At 41.3% G+C, this 18,390-nt stretch carries 15 protein-coding genes; 7 read left to right on the forward strand and 8 right to left on the reverse strand.

Annotation, left to right across the window (positions count from 1 at the left end; translation table 11 throughout):
- Window position 1: 1 nt before the first annotated feature.
- From STRPS_RS03865 to STRPS_RS03885, 5 genes are all read right to left on the reverse strand, one after another.
- Complete coding sequence (locus STRPS_RS03865; RefSeq protein WP_007895653.1) at window positions 2–2,002, reverse strand: V-type ATP synthase subunit I; 2,001 nt, start codon at window positions 2,000–2,002, stop codon at window positions 2–4.
- Complete coding sequence (locus STRPS_RS03870; protein WP_007895474.1) at window positions 1,992–2,315, reverse strand: hypothetical protein; 324 nt, start codon at window positions 2,313–2,315, stop codon at window positions 1,992–1,994. The genes STRPS_RS03865 and STRPS_RS03870 overlap by 11 nt, the downstream gene beginning before the upstream one ends.
- A gap of 258 nt (window positions 2,316–2,573) precedes the next feature.
- Complete coding sequence (locus STRPS_RS03875; RefSeq protein WP_007895634.1) at window positions 2,574–3,902, reverse strand: D-serine ammonia-lyase; 1,329 nt, start codon at window positions 3,900–3,902, stop codon at window positions 2,574–2,576.
- Between the two features lie 58 nt (window positions 3,903–3,960).
- On the reverse strand, window positions 3,961–4,983 hold the full coding sequence (locus STRPS_RS03880) for a PTS fructose transporter subunit IIC (protein ID WP_007895427.1): 1,023 nt from the start codon (window positions 4,981–4,983) through the stop codon (window positions 3,961–3,963).
- Window positions 4,984–5,018: 35 nt separating this feature from the next.
- On the reverse strand, window positions 5,019–5,384 hold the full coding sequence (locus STRPS_RS03885; protein WP_007895276.1) for a RidA family protein: 366 nt from the start codon (window positions 5,382–5,384) through the stop codon (window positions 5,019–5,021).
- 205 nt (window positions 5,385–5,589) lie between these two features.
- On the opposite strand from STRPS_RS03885, the gene STRPS_RS03890 reads away from it, so the two are divergent.
- Entirely contained in the window at window positions 5,590–6,261 is a 672-nt protein-coding gene (locus tag STRPS_RS03890; protein ID WP_007895444.1) for a helix-turn-helix transcriptional regulator, read from the forward strand.
- Between the two features lie 222 nt (window positions 6,262–6,483).
- Here STRPS_RS03890 and STRPS_RS10605 read toward each other — a convergent pair whose 3' ends face one another.
- Together STRPS_RS10605 and STRPS_RS03895 are read right to left on the reverse strand one after the other, a co-directional pair.
- Window positions 6,484–6,639, reverse strand: a complete 156-nt coding sequence (locus tag STRPS_RS10605) for a DUF2200 family protein (RefSeq protein ID WP_007895318.1) — start codon at window positions 6,637–6,639, stop codon at window positions 6,484–6,486.
- 90 nt (window positions 6,640–6,729) lie between these two features.
- Window positions 6,730–8,022: an adenylosuccinate synthase gene (locus STRPS_RS03895; protein ID WP_007895467.1), complete on the reverse strand. Its 1,293-nt coding sequence runs from the start codon at window positions 8,020–8,022 to the stop codon at window positions 6,730–6,732.
- Between the two features lie 522 nt (window positions 8,023–8,544).
- Between STRPS_RS03895 and gshAB the strand changes: the two genes are divergently transcribed.
- Window positions 8,545–10,806 (forward strand): bifunctional glutamate--cysteine ligase GshA/glutathione synthetase GshB, encoded by a 2,262-nt coding sequence (gshAB, locus tag STRPS_RS03900; RefSeq protein ID WP_007895494.1) that lies wholly within the window; start codon window positions 8,545–8,547, stop codon window positions 10,804–10,806.
- 144 nt (window positions 10,807–10,950) lie between these two features.
- Here the strand turns inward: gshAB and STRPS_RS03905 are convergent, their stop codons facing one another.
- The gene (locus STRPS_RS03905) at window positions 10,951–12,549 is read right to left on the reverse strand and encodes an LPXTG cell wall anchor domain-containing protein (protein WP_007895330.1); all 1,599 of its coding nucleotides are present in this window, start codon (window positions 12,547–12,549) and stop codon (window positions 10,951–10,953) included.
- Between the two features lie 322 nt (window positions 12,550–12,871).
- Between STRPS_RS03905 and STRPS_RS03910 the strand changes: the two genes are divergently transcribed.
- From STRPS_RS03910 to STRPS_RS03930, 5 genes are all read left to right on the forward strand, one after another.
- The gene (locus STRPS_RS03910; RefSeq protein WP_007895350.1) at window positions 12,872–14,395 is read left to right on the forward strand and encodes a M protein trans-acting positive regulator PRD domain-containing protein; all 1,524 of its coding nucleotides are present in this window, start codon (window positions 12,872–12,874) and stop codon (window positions 14,393–14,395) included.
- Between the two features lie 119 nt (window positions 14,396–14,514).
- Window positions 14,515–15,387, forward strand: a complete 873-nt coding sequence (hslO, locus tag STRPS_RS03915) for an Hsp33 family molecular chaperone HslO (RefSeq protein ID WP_007895665.1) — start codon at window positions 14,515–14,517, stop codon at window positions 15,385–15,387.
- Window positions 15,374–16,351, forward strand: a complete 978-nt coding sequence (dusB, locus tag STRPS_RS03920; protein ID WP_007895377.1) for a tRNA dihydrouridine synthase DusB — start codon at window positions 15,374–15,376, stop codon at window positions 16,349–16,351. Before hslO ends, dusB begins: the two co-directional genes overlap by 14 nt.
- 18 nt (window positions 16,352–16,369) lie before the next feature.
- Complete coding sequence (locus STRPS_RS03925) at window positions 16,370–17,011, forward strand: deoxynucleoside kinase (protein WP_007895671.1); 642 nt, start codon at window positions 16,370–16,372, stop codon at window positions 17,009–17,011.
- A gap of 254 nt (window positions 17,012–17,265) precedes the next feature.
- Complete coding sequence (locus tag STRPS_RS03930) at window positions 17,266–18,330, forward strand: type I restriction endonuclease (RefSeq protein ID WP_007895351.1); 1,065 nt, start codon at window positions 17,266–17,268, stop codon at window positions 18,328–18,330.
- The last annotated feature ends 60 nt before the right edge of the window (window positions 18,331–18,390 follow it).

Raw genomic sequence — 18,390 nt, forward strand, 5'->3', positions numbered from 1 at the left:
ATTATTCTTCCTCCATTTGACTTTCTTTAGTGATGACCACGTATTTATTAGTTACTTTTAGGGGATTAAAAGCTCTGCCGCCACCTTGATAAAACTTACCAAAAAACTCAACAAACATTAATCTGGCACCATGAACATATCCTGATAGTAGGGACAAGAAAATATTAATAGCATGTAAAAAGATAAAAATGACAATACCTATCGTAAAGCGCCCTAAAGGAGGGAAAATGCTCACAATTAAATTAAAAGCTGACCCGATACTTGCTCCCGATAGTCCCAAGGCCATGAGACGCGTAAAACTCACCAAATCACCAACATAGGAACTAATGCTATAGAGTTGGTATAAACCGGCTCCTAAACCCGCAAAACTTTTAGAGGTAATCACAGCAACAAGGACTATCCCTATAGCATTCACAATAGCCAACCATTTCCCTGTTGTGATTAAAAAGCCCAGTCCAGGTATCAGGAAGCCTATCGCCATCAAAAATAGACCCACTAATATCAAACACCAAGCAAAGCCTGAACTATATGCTTGTGCATAATCCCTCATTTTGACTTGCTGTAAGCCATTCAAAAGTAAACCCACAATCACTGTCACAAAACCAAAGATAACTGATAAGATGAGAATAGACATTACGTCTGTGGTCGTTGACAGCAGATGTACAGGCAGACCAAAGCCAAAAAAAGAACCATAAATCAGTCCCCATAAGGCTACAGCAACACCAAGTATTCTAAAAAATTTCAGAAAGCGTCTCTTTTTAAAATCAAGGTTGCCCAATTTTAGAGCAAGGCTGGCTACCAGACCTAAGAGAAGACCATAGCCTAAATCAGCTACCATCATTCCAAAAAAGGTAAAATAAAAGGGCGCTAATAGAGGGGTCGGGTCCTTTTCATAATACTTGGGCAAAGCATACATTTCCGTTACCAGCTCAAAAGGCTCGATAATGGCATGATTATGCAGTTTAATGGGTACCAAATCCCACTCCCCTTGCTCAACCTCAGTAGCTTGAATATAAACCGAGCGGCCAAATTGTGCCTGAGCCGCCACTTCTAAACCATTAACCTGATCAGCTTCAATCCACGCTTCAATAGCAACCAAATGGCGACTCCTTGCTAGTAGCTGCTTAGCATTTTGCCGTGAACTTAAGGTACTACAGTAGTCCAGTTGAATGTACAGCTCTTCAAGCTGGTCCGACGAGTTAGATAAGTCTAAGACCAGTTGGTCTTTTTCGGCCTGATAGGCCTCAATAGCTTTTTCTTTTTCTAAGAGTAGCTCAGCTGGCAAGACTTGATAGGGGTAATCAAGAGCTTTAAAATGGTACTCCTCCAAAGCAAGGGTTTCTTGCTTATTCCAAAACAGCAGAAGTCCATACTCTAACTCCGTCTGGAAGATTTTCTCAACTACAATGTGAGGATTAGCCAGTAATTGGCGGTAGAAACTATCGCCTGCCGTACTTGGAATGGTACCAATCTGACCAGCTAAAGCCTTTAAATCAGCAAGGTCTCGGGGCAAAACCCTTAGCTGCTCCCACTTTTTAAGCTCTTCTAATTCCAGATCAAGCCCTTCCAAGGCCTGATTGATCGTTTTCAGTCTCTGTATTTTTTCCTGATAACAAGACAGAAGTTGCTTGACCTCTTTTTGCCGCTGTAAATCTTCTAAATCCTCAAACTGAATGGAAGGCTTTTGCTTTTTGAGAGTGGCCAATTTACTTTTAGGCGGGATAAGCCTTGCTAACTCTTTAATGGTGTCTTTGATCTCTTCTTGTTGCCTTCTAAAGTAGACTAAGGTAGGGTTAGCCTCTAGATTTCCCTCAGTTTCATCAGCAAATTGCCATATCTTAGGAGAGGCATCAGCCTTGTCCTTAAAAGCTTCTTTCCATTCATCTAGCTGACAAAGATTCCGCACCTCGACCACTTGTCTTTGCTGTAAAAATTGTAAAAACTCATCTAGGCTATCTTGTTCTAAGATAATAGACAGTTTTTTCATTTGACTAATCGCCATATTTTTCTACCACCCTGTCCACAATCTGATCAACCAAGTGCTCTTTCTGATCAGCCAAGAAACCTTCTACAGCTCTTTTTTGCTTTTCTTGCCTTGCCAATGCGGCGGCTGCTTCTTGTGCTAATGCCTTTTCTAAAGACTCCTTTAATTCCTCCACTTGTTTTTGTGTTTCGAGGTCAGAACTAAGTCTTAAGGCTTCTAACTTATCCTTTAACTGAATGGCATACGCTAACCTTTTAGCTTCATAACTTTCATAGATTGCCTTAGCCTCAATCTCAATAGATGCCATCTTCGATATTATAGAATTTGTCACGATTTTCTCCTCATGTACAGTCACTAACCAAAGTCACCTCATTTCAAGGAAGGCGTTCTTACCCTAACCCCCTAACGACTTCTTCTCATCAATAGAAAAAAAGAAGCTTATTTCCTGATGGTTCATTTTAGTGGCCAAATAAAATGTCACTAATCATCTACCATCTAGAAATAGGCCTCCCTTAATACTATGTTAGTTTTCCCTACTAGTAACTAGCCATTCAAAAACTAGCCTACTAGAAGCATCGTCAGAAGGGTTTTATTTACCTTCTTGGTAGAACTCTTCCATATCTGCTTTTGGCACCATGCTACCACCAGTAGCCCATGCAATATAGGTTGCATTTTGCATCTTGTCTTCTAAATGATAAGCTTTCAGATAAGCACGCCCCTCTTCCGTTCCAAAGAGCATTGCTGGTCCAATAGTACCCGCTAAAGCTGCCGGTTCGAGATGAATGTCTTCTAAGTCAATCATTTTTGTTAAGAAAAGTTTTTGATGCTCTTCAGAGATAGTGATTCCCCCATTAAAATAATGATGCATCAACTCAGCTACAAAACCAGACGTTCTAGGAACAGCTAAACCATCCATATTTGTTTTGGCATCGATATCAAAATCAGCCACACAAACCTTAGAATATTCTTTTGTTAATAGGCCAACCAGCATAGACGGCATATGTGTTGGCTGAGCAAAGAAACAATGAACATTGTCGCCATAAATCTGTTTCAAACCAAATGCTGTACCACCTGGGCTACCACCAATTCCACATGGTGAAAAGACAAAGAGTGGGTGATCTTCGTCGACGAGGATATTTTTTTCTTCTAACTGTTTCTTCAAGCGGCAAGGTCCAACGGTATAGCCTAAGAAAAGGTCAACTGAATGCTCGTCATCTACAAAGTAAGATTTAGGATCGGCATCGGACTCGGCACGGCCCTGATTAACTGCCTCAGTGAAGTTTGTCTTATGTTCAATAACGACAACGCCGTGATCACGCAAATACTGTTTTTTCCACTCCTTAGCATCGTAGGACATGTGAATAACCACTTCAAAACCAAGTGAAACACCCATAATCCCAACACTAATGCCCAAATTTCCAGTAGTGCCGACCATAATCTTGTACTGGCTAAAGAATTTCTTGAATTCGGGACTGGCAAATTTCCGATAGTCATCGTCGTAGCCGCTTAAAATACCTGCTTCTAAAGCCAAAGTTTCAGCATGTTTAAGCACCTCATAGATAGCTCCCCGAGCCTTAATAGTCCCAGCAATTGGCAAGGTATCATCACGTTTTAAATACATCTGCCCTGGGATTTTAATCTGGTATTGAGCTTCTAAAAATTGTTGAAATTCTGGGATCTGTGAAATGGCAGATTCAATAATACCATCATTAGCACGGGTACACTCAAAATTGTCAGCAAAGTATGGAGCAAAACGTTTCAAACGATCTTCCGCATCCTTAATATCAGCTTTTCCAAATTGTGACACCTTATTAGCAGCGTCAACACCTTGATAAGAATCATTCATCCAAAAAAGCTCTTCATAATGCATTACTTTTTCAATTTCAGGTATGTCTTTTTTCCAAGTTTCTAGACTCATCACAAGCCTCCTTCATCTTTATTTTTCCAGCCATCAGTCATTTCTTACAAGAACTTTTCTAGCTATCCCTTGCTTGTAGCTCTTGTTTAGTAATCAATTTATAATTTTTGAACACGCTTCCACCAATGTATCCGGCAAGCATACTCAAAGCAATACAGCCTAGGGCTGTTAGTAACACTTTCACCATTGGGTTATAGGCAAACATAACTGCAAAACCAGCAATAGGGGTCGCTGTTCCTGGGGTGTCATTGACCAATTTCATCAAGGCAATTAAAATACCACAAGCAGCTCCCCCACAAAAATTCGTGACATAAATCGGAATAGGGTTTGCCGAAGTCACATCAGCCTGTGTTAAAGGTTCAATGGCAAAAGCAATATTGTCTTTTCTTTCACCTAGTTTTAGGCGATAAAAAAGAACGGCATTCATAAAAGAAGAACCAAAAACGGACAAGGCTCCAATGGCCATAGGTATGCCAGTCAAACCAAGCATAGCTGTCAAGGCCATTGATGATAGCGGAGCCGTTGCCACAACCACAATTGTACCTCCAAGGATAATTCCCATAATGATTGGATTACTATTGGCACTAGACGTTAAAATATCACCTATTGATAAAAGCGTGTCATTAATTACCGGGGTGATAAGCTTAGCAATTATGCGAGTTAATGGGGCTCCAATAATAATAATCGAGATAAGATCCAACCCACCAGGAATATTTTTTTCCATCCATTTAATCAAGAAGGAAACCAGATAGCCAGCAATAAAGCCAGGAATAATCCCCGTACCGGATACTGCCAAGCCAATTAAGACAGCATAGCCAGGAGAAACACCAATAGCAATCGCAACAAGAATTGCTGCCGCTACACCTGATAGGGAACCATTTGCTCCGCCAACTTCACTCAAAAACTTAAAGCCTAACACTTTTCCAAAAAATGAATCTTGGAAAGCTTCAACTAAAAATGATGCACATGCAGCCGAAGCCAATGCTCCCATCGCCTTGGCCCCGTATGGAGCCTTATAATTAAACAAGGTAAAAATTGCTAATACCAGAATAAGTAAACCAGTCCCAATAATTATATCCATCTCATTAATCCACCAATCTATATGTTAAAAATAGCTTACGATTTCGTCAGTCTAGCCAGTGCTTCAACCTCAATTAAAGCTCCCTTAGGTAAAGCAGCAACTTGATAAGCAGTCCTGATAGGATAAGGTTCCTCAAATAAGTCTTCCATCACCTCATTTAAGGTATTGAAATTCTTCAAATCTGACAAATAGATGGTGAGTTTGAAAACATGACTCAAATCCAGGTCTTGTTCCTCTAAAATACCCTTAATGTTAGCAAAAGACTGTCGGCACTGAGCTTCGAAACCACTAGCTAAGTCGCCAGTCTCAGGAATCACTGGTAATTGACCTGATGTGTAGAGTGTATTGCCTTCTACCGTGTAAATAGAGTAAGGCCCAATAGAATCGGGATAGTTTTTCATAAATAATCCTCCTTTTGTTTCAGTAATTTAACTATAAATGAAATCGCATTCAATGTCAATAATAAATTATTATTTTAATAAGTTTTTATTATCGGTAAACATAGGACATTGAGGTCCTTTTTTGCAGAATGTCCAGTTTTTTAGATTGTTTTTTACTTTGAAATGTATTACTATAATAATAAAAATCAGGAAAAGGGTACCTTATATGGACAAGGAGAGACTGAATTATTGGAAAACAGTCATCAAGTTTTTACATGGCGTTCTCGGAGAACATTATGAAATCGTTCTGCATGTGATTGATGAAAATGACATCTATATCGGCGAAATTGTCAACAATCATATTAGTGGCCGAACAACTAATTCACCCCTGACAGCATTTGCACTTGAGTTAATTAATAATAAGGTCTACCAAAGACAAGACTTTGTCACCAATTACAAGGCTATCGTTAGCCCTCAGAACAAGGAAGTTCGTGGCTCGACCTTGTTTATCAAGAACGCCAGTGGCCAATTAGAAGGCATGCTGTGCATCAATATGGATATATCCGTCTACAAAAATTTAGCCGACAATATCTTAAACTTGGCCAACCTACTTCCCCACCAGTGTCAATCACCATCACTAACGTCAATCAATTACCACCCAGATGAGACGGTAGAAGTCTTATCTAATAATATCCAAGATATCATCAGCGAGATTATCGATCCTTCCCTATTAAAGCAAGGGATTAACCTCAGCCAGGAAGTTAAAATAGACATTGTTTACAAACTCCACGAAAAAGGCGTCTTTCAGCTCAAAGGCGCCGTCTCAAAGGTTGCTGAAGTCTTAAATATCTCAGAACCAAGTGTCTACCGCTACCTGAAAAAGATTGACGCCGATTAAAAGTGACCCCTTTATACTTGCTCATTGGATAGATGTCCCAAGCCATTGGGGCTTTTTTTAAGACTTAATCACTGGAAAAAGAATAGCCTGACAAAATCCTTTTAAGCCAGTCTCCCCATCAAAGTAAAAAGATAAGCCCTATTTGTTTTTTTCTGTTTCTCAGAATCTCAAATAGGGCTTATTTTTTTGTTATGGAAAGAGGTCATGCCTCCTATTTAGCTATTACCTGCGCACTCTTTTCCCTTTGGCTAAGCAATCAACTCCTTTATCCACTTGGCCAAGTTTTGGCAACTGGTTCTCTGCAATCGTTTCGCTTTGGCTACCACAACTCTTGCCGGTAAGGGCTATAGGCGGATGCTTGTTCTCAAAAATCACCATAAGTCCTAGCTGATCTTCTAGAGTTAGCTAGGACCTAAAACAAAAGAATCCCCTTGTAGAGGATTCTTTATATAGCGTCAGGCCTTATGTTTAAATAGTGGCCCAAACACTTTCTAAAATATTAGTTTGCTCACGTCCTGGGCCAACTGAGAAGGTTGAAATGCGGACACCTACTAGTTCACTAACACGACGCACGTAGTTACGAGCATTTTCTGGAAGATCTTCTAGGCTGCGGACACCTGTAATGTCCTCTTCCCAACCAGGAAGCTCTTCATAAATGGGCTTGCACCGTTTCAACTGCTCCAAACTTGCAGGGTAATAGTCAATCCGCTGACCATCAAGATCGTAGGCCACACAGATCTTAAGGGTATCAAGACCTGAAAGAACATCAATAGAATTCAATGAGAGATTGGTAATCCCTGACACCCGACGACTGTGGCGCATGACAACTGAGTCAAACCAGCCAACACGACGTGGGCGTCCTGTCGTTGTTCCATATTCATGACCAACTTCACGAATGCGGTCACCAACGGCATCAAAGAGCTCAGTTGGGAATGGGCCGTCACCCACACGACTAGTGTAAGCCTTACACACTCCTACAACCTTGTTGATCTTACTTGGGCCGACACCAGAACCAATGGTCACACCACCAGCAACAGGGTTTGATGAAGTCACAAATGGGTAAGTTCCTTGATCAATATCAAGCATAACCCCCTGAGCACCCTCAAAAAGAACACGTTTCCCAGCATCTAAAGCATCATTTAAAATAAGAGAAGTATCCGTCACATACTTTTTAATCTCTTGACCATAAGCATAGTACTCTTCAAAAATGGCATCAAAGTCAAGTGCACTGCTATCATACATCTTCTCAAAAAGACGGTTTTTCTCTGCTAAGTTAATTCTAAGGCGTTCAGCAAAGGTATCTTTATCCAAAAGATCGGCAATCCGAATCCCAACACGCGCAGCCTTGTCCATGTATGCTGGACCAATACCCTTGATGGTAGTCCCAATTTTGTTAGCACCTTTGGCATCTTCTTGCAACTGATCCAAGGCGATATGGTATGGCAAAATCACGTGCGCACGATCTGAAATTCGAAGATTATCAGTGGTCACACCTTCTTCATGAAGATAAGCCAACTCTTTAACCAACGATTTAGGATTGACAACAACACCATTACCAATAACAGAAATCTTTTCTGGGAAGAAAATCCCCGAAGGAATCAAATGCAACTTGAATTTTTTACCATCAATAACAATGGTATGGCCCGCATTATCTCCACCTTGATAACGGGCAATCACTTCTGCATCAGAAGATAAAAAATCTGTAATTTTTCCCTTACCTTCATCACCCCATTGGGTACCAACAACTACTACTGATGTCATATGTTTTCGATATCGGCATGCCAAAGAGGCAGAGGCCTTCACCTTTCTTGAGCAATATGGCAGGAATCTCACCTGCAAGTTTGTCTTACACCCTATTATAGCAAAAAATGAAAAAAAGTGCTAACTCTGATAAAATAATTAAGAAAATTGAAGTCCTCTACCTTTTTTAACTTTAATAAATAGGTAAAAACCGAACAATATAACCTGCTTTTCCCACCAGTTACCAGCCCTTAAAGACCTTAATCATGGCTGACGCCGCAAAACTCCCTAAAACTTTAGAAAAGACGTCTCTTAGGGTAGAATAGACCTAAAACCTCCCTGACCCCCAAATAAGATATCAAATGGAACAAGAAGCTGAAAAACAGGCTTTGGAAAATAGCCCCTGTAAACTCCCATCTTACCAGCCAAAAGCAAAGCTTGAAAAAGGCTTTGCTTTTTTAGACTTTAAGTGTCAAAAGATTGTATTTCAGCCCCTAAAATTGTAAACTGGAACAAGAGTACACAAGAGAAAGTAGAGACAGAATGCTTAATCAGCTATTACAAGAACTACCCCATCAGACTAATATTTTAGAAGCAACCTTTGGCCTAGAAAGAGAGGGCTTGCGCATTACGGAGTCGGGTCAAATCGCAACAACTGACCACCCGGTCTGCTTAGGCTCACGCAGCTTCCACCCCTACATTCAAACTGATTTTAGTGAGGAGCAATTGGAACTGATCACCCCCATCTCCTACTCCACTAGTCAGGCCAGACGGCGACTAGGGGCCATCTGGGACGTGACCCAAGCATCACTGGCAAAAAAAGAAGTCATCTGGCCCTTATCCATGCCCCCTTACCTGCAAGACCAGGATATCCAAGTGGCCAAGTTAGAAAACCAAGAGGAAGTTGCCTACCGCAAGCACCTGGTGAAAACCTATGGGAAAAAGCTTCAGTCCATCTCAGGCCTTCACTACAATTTTGGCCTAGGACAAAACCTCCTGCAAAGCCTCTTTGACTTGAGTCAGAGTGATAATCTGGTAGCCTTTAAAAACCAAGTCTACATGAAATTGGCCCGCCAATTCCTCAACTACCAATGGTTTGTGACCTACTTGTTTGGGGCATCACCCTTGGCCGAAAAAGACTTCTACCCGACCAGGCCACAGGGCTTAGCCCGTGCCCTCAGAGCTAGCAGGGCCTATGGCTACAGTAACGCCAAGTCCCTACATATCTCCTTCTCCTCACTGGAAGCCTACATCAATGATATCCAAGCCAGCATTGACCAAGGCCAACTATCCCTAGAAAAAGAGTTCTACTCAGCTGTCCGCCTACGTGGCAGTAGCTCTAGTCAGGACTACCTAAAAAAAGGGATCAGCTACCTGGAATTCCGCAACTTTGACATTGACCCCTTTGACCCGCTAGGCATTAGCCAAGAGACCCTAGACAGCTTCCACCTCTTCCTTCTCGCCCTCCTCTGGCTTGATGACCTCGAGGACTGCGACCAGCGCCTAAAGGCTGCTAAAGAACTCAATGAAGCTGTCGCTCTAGCTGGCCCACGTGACCCACTACCAGCTCAAGCAGACCCGCAGCCGATTCTAGAGGCTATGCAGGGCCTCCTTGATCACTTCCACTTAGATGCTTACTATCAGGACTTGGTTGACCAGATGGCACTAGCTCTAAAGGCACCTGAGCGAACCATCTGCGGTCGGATCTTTAGTCACATCGCTGACGCTTCACTGGCAGCCTTTGGCTTAAAACAAGCCCTAGCCTACCATCAAGAAGCAAGACAGGCGCCCTACGCACTCAAGGGCTACGAAAGCATGGAGCTCTCGACGCAAATGCTCATGTTTGATGCCATTCAAAAGGGGATCCATCTTGAAATCCTGGACGAACAGGACCAGTTCCTAAAGCTCTGGCATAAGGACCATGTCGAGCTGGTCAAAAACGGTAACATGACCTCCAAGGACAACTACGTGGTGCCACTGGCCATGGCTAACAAAACGGTGACTAAAAAGCTCTTAGACCAAGCGGGCTTCCCTACCCCGCAAGGGCAAGAGTTTGCCAGTAAAGAGCAGGCTTTACGCTATTATCCCCTGATTGCAGAGAAACCCATCGTGGTTAAGCCTAAGTCAACCAATTTCGGCCTCGGCATTTCCATCTTTCAAAAACCAGCCAGTCAGACTGACTACGAAAAGGCTCTCGACATAGCCTTTGCTGAAGATAGTGCTGTTTTGGTGGAGGCCTTTATCACAGGTACAGAATACCGCTTCTTTACCCTCAATGGCACCTGTCAGGCCGTTCTCCTGCGACTCCCTGCTAACGTCGTGGGCGACGGCAAACACACCATAAAGGAACTAGTGGCCCTCAAAAACCAAGACCCTTTACGAGGCAGTGACCACCGCTCACCCCTAGAAAAAATCCAAGTAGGCCCCATTGAAAAACTGATGCTCGCCCAAGAAGGCTATCAAGAAGAGACCGTTCTAGCAAAAGGGGTCAGGGTCCAACTGCGCCGCAACTCCAACATCTCAACCGGCGGCGACTCCATCGACCTGACAGACCAGATGGACCAATCCTACAAGGACTTGGCTGCCCAGATGGCCGATACTATCGGCGCCTGGGTCTGCGGCGTTGACCTCATCATAGCTGATATCACAGAAAAAGCAGACCTCAACCAACCCAATGTCCACTGCATTGAAGTCAACTTTAACCCTTCTATGTACATGCACACTTACCCTTACCAAGGACCAGGCCAAGCCTTGACACCTAAAATCTTACAGGAACTCTTCCCAGAAGTGGCTATCCTAGCCTAAATCACCAAACCCTTAGGCCTGACAGGCCTAAGGGTTTTGATTCATCAGGTGCACTATAAAAACCCCTTATCAGTGATAAGGGATTTGGTGTCTTAATGAATCGAAAATATGTTTTTTGTCTTACGACTTTTTATCGAGTAAGGTTTAGTTTTTCTTGCGTTTAGCAGCGTAAGTGTAGGCACCAGCACCAATGATCAGTGACAAGCCGCTTGCCACAAGAAGTGGGTTAACCGCTTTTTCACCTGTTGATGGTAAGTGCTCAGCGTTGTTGTTTGCTGCTGCATTGTTTTGACCAGCTTGAGCTGTTCCACCAGTGTGTGGTTCCACTTTATTTGGCATCTTATTAAGCATGTCTGCCAAGTCTTTCTTAGCTTGGTCTAATTCTTTTTGTAATTTGGCTTTTTCTTCTGCACTCATTTGCGCATTCTTCTCAGCTTCTTCCTTAGCTTTAGCAACTTCTTCTTCTAAACCTTTAATAAGTTTATCTTTTTCAGCGAGAATAGCATTAAGGGCATCAATTTCTTTTTGGTGCTCTTCTTTAAGCTTGTCAATTTCAGCTTGAAGGGCTTCTTTTTCAGCTTTGACTTCTGCAAGTTCTTTGGCAAGTACTTCTACTTTTGCTTCAAGTTTTTCTGCTTCTACCTTAGCTTCTTCAAGTTCTTCTGTTAATGTAGCTACTTTTGCTTCAAGCTCTACTTTTACCTTATCAGCTTCTGCTAACTTAGCTTCTACTTCTGCAAGATCTGCTTTTGCTTTTTCAAGTTCTGAAGCAAGATCTGCTTTTGCTTTTTCAGCTGCCTCTAATTTTACTCGCGCTTCATTAAAGAAGGTTTCAGCAGTGGCAAGATTTTCTTTTAAATCTTCATTTTCTTTCATTAATTCTTGCTTACGGCTTTCTTCTTCAGCTAATAGTTTATCATATTCTTGTCTTGCATTCTCGAATTCCAGAGTAGCTTCCTCTAAACGCTCTTCAAGGCTAGCAAGTTTTGCTTCAGATTCAGCTTTAGTCTTCTTCAACTCTTCTTTTAACCCAGTATTTTCTTCATCTTGATCAAGAATTTGCTTGCTTAAGTTTTCTGTTGACTCTGCATAGGCTTCCAATTGATCTTGAGCAGACTTCAAATCTTTTTCCTGTTGCTGAGATTTAATTTTTGCTTCTCGAGCCAAATCTTCTAACTTACTTTTCTCTTTTTCAAGGTCAGTTTCTCTACCCTTTAACTGTTCAACTTCAGCAGTTTTTTCCAGTAGTTCTTTCTTACGGTTCTCATTTTGATTAACACGATTTTCAATTTCTTTTATAATTAACGAAATTAAACTTAAAGAATTTTGTTTCCAATCATTTTTATCATTATTTCTGTATGTCCCAAATACACTGGAATAAGTATGAAGCTTTTCATATGGATAGCCAAACCTTCCATTATCCATATGAGAAACCAGCTCTCCCAAAGTATCAGCTGACAAAGTTTCTAAGAATTTTTTTGTCTCTTCTAGGATTCTTTCTTCTATTTTTTCTTCTTTACCATTTAAACCATACTCAGCCACTTTTTTCTCAGCTACTTTTTTAACAACAAATTCTTGCAAATTATCAAGCTCTTTTTTTATTAATTCAGAATCCTTTTCTTTTGCATAACTCGTTACTGTGCCAAGAACACCGCCAAAGCTGGAAAAGGCTGTTCCTGCTAATACCGCTGCTGTTACGGCTTTTCGTAACGCATGTTTGCGGTGTTTCATATTGTTTTTCATTTTCTTTCTCCTTATATACATGAAAATTCTCATTTTTTTGTTAGTTTGACAAGTCTGTCAAGGCTGTCATAACAGTTATTTGGGCACACTTGGTCAACTACGTTCCTAGTATATATCACAGCTCATTAATATTAAAGTCCACGTTTTTAATAAAAATTTAAATTTATGAATGCTAAATTAAACAAGTTAGTTTATAATAGTATTGCAGGCTGGTTTTCTTCCAGCCATTTTTATTGGAAATCACCCTAACTAAAAATGGCCAGACACCCGTAATACCTTGATCTAGGAGGAGTAACCAAGCCCAACATGTCAAGGAGAAAAGATGATAACCACTAAAGAATTATTTTCTAATCAACAACTACGTAGTTTTAATTTACTCAAACTGCTCAACCAAGAAGAGCATTGCTGTGATTATAAGGACATCTGTCATCATTTAGACTGTTCTTTTCTAACCCTCCAAACTGAGATTGCGCATTTGTCGACGTTTTCTGAAATCAAATCTCTTCCTTATAAAGGGCCTTATTTAACACTCGATTACCAAAAGGAATCGGGACCACAAAAGCTCTACCAGTCGATCTTATTAGAGACCCCCTCTTTACGTTTAATAGAAGCAATCTTTTTTGAAAGCTTCGACTCGCTAGACGAATTGGCTGAAAGTCTCTTTATTAGTCTGTCGACCCTTAAACGTTTAATTAAGCGTACCAACCATTTTCTGCAGCTGGTTTACAGTTGCTACATTGACTTTAAAAGCATTAGCATCAAAGGCAGAGAAGAGGACATTAGGCTTCTTTACCTCAAGTATTTTTCTGAGGCCTATGATTGTGACCAGTGGCCCTTCGTCAATCGGGTGAATGAAAAAGCGGTCATGCGCTTGATTGACCTCATCGCTCAGGAACTGGACACCCCGATGAGTCACTTTTTCTTTCACCACCTGAAAGTTGTTGCTGGTGTTAACATTATCCGTTTTGCTAAAGGCTACCGCATTAGCCAAACCTACTCCAGAAGCACCCGCCTCTTTCAAAAACTCAAAGAGGATCCCAACTTGCAGGAGCTGGCCCAGCTCTTTTGGCAAGATTTTACCCAGCCACTAGACGCTTTAGCCCTGTCAGAAATCTTCTCAACCTATTTCCATCAGGAAATCATGGTCAATCCCCAAGACGATAGCTCTCAGACTCTTCCTCCAGCACCAGAAGAGCCAAACATCATTTCTTATAAGGAGTGGCTAGAGACCTTGGGGACTATCCAAAAACGCCTCTCGCTACCTATTGCTAACGCCGAAGAGATTGCAAAGATTTTGCATAATGCCACAATCTTAAAAGAACATGACGCTTATCAGAGCTACTTAGTCTATGACTATAAAGAGCCCTACATTGACTATTTCCAAAAATCTTACCCCTTACTCTTAGAAGCCTTGAAAAAAGCTCTTCTCACCCCTTTCACCAAGCGAGGGATTGATTGTCCGGAAAAACAAGCGCAACAGCTCTTGTATTCTTTACTGGTCAACTGGGATAACCTCTTTTTACACCTCAGTCAGTCCATCAGCCAGCAAAAAGTTCTGGTCATTGAAAAAGGAACCCGAAACACTGGTCAATTCTTAAAAGCCTTCACCGGGCACTATTTCGATATTACTATCCATGACCATTACGAGATTGACATGCGGGCTATCCGTAAGAAGTACGACCTGGTCCTAACGGATATTAGCTTAGAAAAAAGCGAAGGCATTGACATTTACTTTTTCAGCCAGTTAGTCCCCAGTATCGCCCTTGAAGAACTAAACCACTACCTAAAAGAAAAAGTGGAACAACATTTCATGACCTGCTTAGAGCAAACTGACGACCCCTCATAACTGACCCTAGCTCATCTGCTAATAAGATGAGCTAGTCCTCTTCCTATAGAGGGTAATCCCCTTAAAAATTAAGAGGTGATTCAGGGTCAGAAAAGGGTCTTTATGCTATAATAATAGTTATGGATAAATTGATTAAATCACTGGCACAATCTGGCTCTTTTAGAGCCTTTGTGCTTGATAGTACCGAAACTGTTAAAAAGGCACAGGAGAAACACGGCACCCTGTCATCATCGACAGTGGCGCTTGGTCGCACCCTGATTGCCAACCAAATCTTAGCTGCCAACCAAAAAGGGGATAGCAAGGTGACCGTCAAAGTCATCGGTGACTCCTCTTTTGGTCATATCATTTCAGTTGCTGACACCAAAGGTCATGTTAAAGGTTATATTCAAAACACTGGCGTTGACATTAAAAAAACGGCGACTGGCGAGGTCCTTGTTGGTCCTTTTATGGGTAAGGGCCACTTTGTCTCCATTGTTGACTATGGCACAGGTAACCCCTACACGTCAACAACACCCTTGATTTCTGGCGAAATCGGTGAAGATTTTGCCTATTTCTTAACCGAGTCAGAGCAAACCCCTTCTGCTGTTGGTTTGAACGTTCTCCTTGATGAGGAGGATAAGGTTAAAGTGGCCGGAGGCTTTATGTTGCAAGCCCTGCCCGGAGCTAGTCAAGAGGAAATCGCCCGCTACGAGGAGAGATTGCAAAAGATGCCTGCCATCTCAAGTTTACTCCTCTCTGAAGACCCTATTCAAGCTCTCCTAGATGCCCTTTATGGTGATGATCCTTATAAACGGCTTTCTGAAGAGCCTCTCAGCTTCCAGTGTGACTGCTCTAGGGAACGGTTTGAGTCAGCCCTAATGAGCTTACCTAATAGTGATTTACAAGACATGATTGACCAGGATCATGGCGCCGAAATTGTTTGCCAGTTCTGTCAAACCATCTATCACTTTGACGACCACGATTTGAAAGGGATTATCAATGACAAAGCTTAATTCATCTTTTAAGATTGGGACGGTTGACATCCCACACCGCACGGTTTTGGCCCCCATGGCTGGTGTCACCAACTCTGCTTTTAGGACCATTGCTAAGGAATTTGGTGCTGGCCTAGTGGTTATGGAGATGATTTCTGAAAAAGGCCTCCTCTATAACAACGAAAAAACCTTGCACATGCTCCACATTGACGAGACAGAACACCCCATGTCCATTCAACTCTTTGGGGGTGATGCGGAAGGGTTAAAACGGGCTGCCGATTTTATCCAAACCAAGACCAAGGCTGATATTGTTGACATTAATATGGGCTGCCCGGTCAATAAAGTTGTCAAAAATGAAGCCGGTGCCAAATGGTTGCGCGACCCCGACAAAATCTATCACATCGTTTCCCAAGTGACATCGGTCCTTGATATACCACTCACTGTTAAGATGCGCACGGGCTGGGCGGATAGTTCGCTGGCTGTTGAAAATGCCCTTGCTGCCGAGTCTGCGGGTGTTGCTGCGCTGGCTATGCACGGCCGGACCCGTGAGCAGATGTATACAGGAAGATGTGACCACGACACCCTGGCGCGCGTCTCTAAAGCGCTGACCAAGATTCCTTTTATCGGCAATGGCGATGTGCGGACTGTCCAAGATGCCAAATTTATGATTGAGGAAATCGGTGTTGATGCTGTAATGATTGGACGCGCAGCCATGAACAACCCTTACTTGTTTACGCAAATCAACCACTTTTTTGAGACGGGTGACATCTTACCTGATCTTCCATTTGCCAAAAAACTGGACATCGCTGAGGACCATCTGACCCGCTTAATTAAGCTCAAGGGTGAAACCATTGCTGTCCGAGAATTCCGCGGGCTAGCTCCCCATTATTTACGCGGCACTGCTGGGGCTGCTAAAGTCCGTGGAGCTGTATCACGCGCTGATACTTTGGCACAAGTCCAAGAGATTTTTGCCCAAGTTCGCTAAGACCATTGAAGGAGAATCATGTTGATTGTACTAGCCGGAACTATTGGAGCAGGTAAGAGCTCTCTTGCTACTGCTCTTGGAGATTATTTGGGGACTGATGTTTTTTATGAAGCTGTTGACAATAACCCCGTTCTTGATCTCTACTACCAAGACCCTAAGAAATATGCCTTTTTACTCCAAATTTTCTTTTTGAACAAACGGTTCAAATCTATTAAAGAGGCCTACAAAGCTGATAATAACGTTCTCGATCGTTCTATTTTTGAAGACGAGCTCTTTTTGAAGCTCAATTACAAAAATGGCAATGTCACCAAAGCAGAACTTGATATCTACCAAGAACTGCTGGCCAACATGCTGGAAGAATTAGAAGGCATGCCCAAGAAACGGCCTGACCTCTTAATTTATATTGACGTTTCTTTTGAGAAAATGTTGGAACGCATCGCCAAACGGGGGCGCTCTTTTGAACAAGTCGATGATAACCCAGGCTTAGAAGAATACTACTACCAAGTCCACGAAGAATACCCGACGTGGTATGAGGAATATGAGGTTTCACCCAAAATGAGAATCGACGGTGACGCCTTAGATTTTGTCCAGAATCCTGAAGACTTAAGCAAAGTCCTCCAAATGATTGACGACAAACTGAAAACATTAGACCTATTGTAAAAAAAACAACCCACTTTTGTGAGTCGTTCAGATTGAAGAAAAAGTCCAATTGGGATTATTTTCTTCAATCTTTTTTCTTGAACTTGGTGATCAAAACTTTAACCCCGTACCAAACCATCATTCATTAGTTTGCTACAACAATCATTTTAACCTCTAATAGCTTAAGTTCCACTATTGTAGACTGCTATAAAAATTGCTATAATATTATCAATGAAAGCGTTTTACCGCTTTTGATTCAGTAAAGGAGTCTAAAAATGGAAATCGAAAAAATTAGAGACGGGTTAAAACAAGTTGGTAAGAGGGTAAGTGAGCTAAGTAGCAATATTACGAATGAGGAGCAAACTAAAAATGCCTTTATTATGCCATTCTTCCAAGCACTAGGCTACGATATCTTTAATCCTCTTGAATTTGTCCCTGAATTTACTGCAGATGTGGGAATAAAGAAAGGAGAGAAAGTTGACTATGCTATCATCATTGATAAACAGCCACAAATCCTAATTGAGTGCAAATCCATAAATCAAGAATTGACGAAACATGATTCTCAACTGTTTAGGTATTTTGGTACCACTACATCAAAATTTGGATTACTTACAAATGGTAAAGAGTATAAATTTTTTACTGATTTAGATGAGCCAAACAAAATGGATACCACTCCCTTTCTTATCATTGACATCACAGATATTAAAGATAATCAATTCAACGAAATTATTAAATTCCATAAAGAAAATTTTGATATTGATAACATTGTGTCATCTGCATCAGAATTAAAATATTTGAATAATTTAAAAAGCTTTTTAAACGAAAATATTAATGCACCAACTGATTCATTTTTAAAGTACCTTGTTTCGGAAATCTATGACGGGGTTAAAACTCAAAATGTTCTTGATAATTTTAAACCTATCATTGCTAAAGGGTTCAACCAATTTATAAATGATAGGGTTAACGAAAAATTAAGTGCGGCGCTAAATACAAATGTTGAAGTGAAAGAAACAGAAGTTGTTTCAGAAAACCGGACAACTAATGAAGATGAACTACAAAATGACATCGTTACTACACCACAAGAACTTGAAGTCTATACAGTTGTTAAAATGTTGTTAAAAGATACAATTGACCCCACTCGCGTGATTTATCGTGATAACAAGAGTTATTTTAACGTATTGATTGATAACAGTGTAAAGAAATGGATTGTACGCTTTAGAACAAATTCAAAAAAATCTACGATTGAAGTACGTAATAAGGGGGTTTTTGAAATTAACTCACCCTTAGATATTTCAAGATATCAAAAAAAAATCATTGAAGCAGTGACACCATTTTTATGAGTAAGCAGTGGCTTGGTCATCAAGGTCTGATCTGAGTAAAACAGCATCTAAACCGCATGT

It is taken from the genome of Streptococcus pseudoporcinus LQ 940-04 (assembly GCF_000188035.1).
In the GTDB taxonomy this organism is placed as follows: domain Bacteria; phylum Bacillota; class Bacilli; order Lactobacillales; family Streptococcaceae; genus Streptococcus; species Streptococcus pseudoporcinus.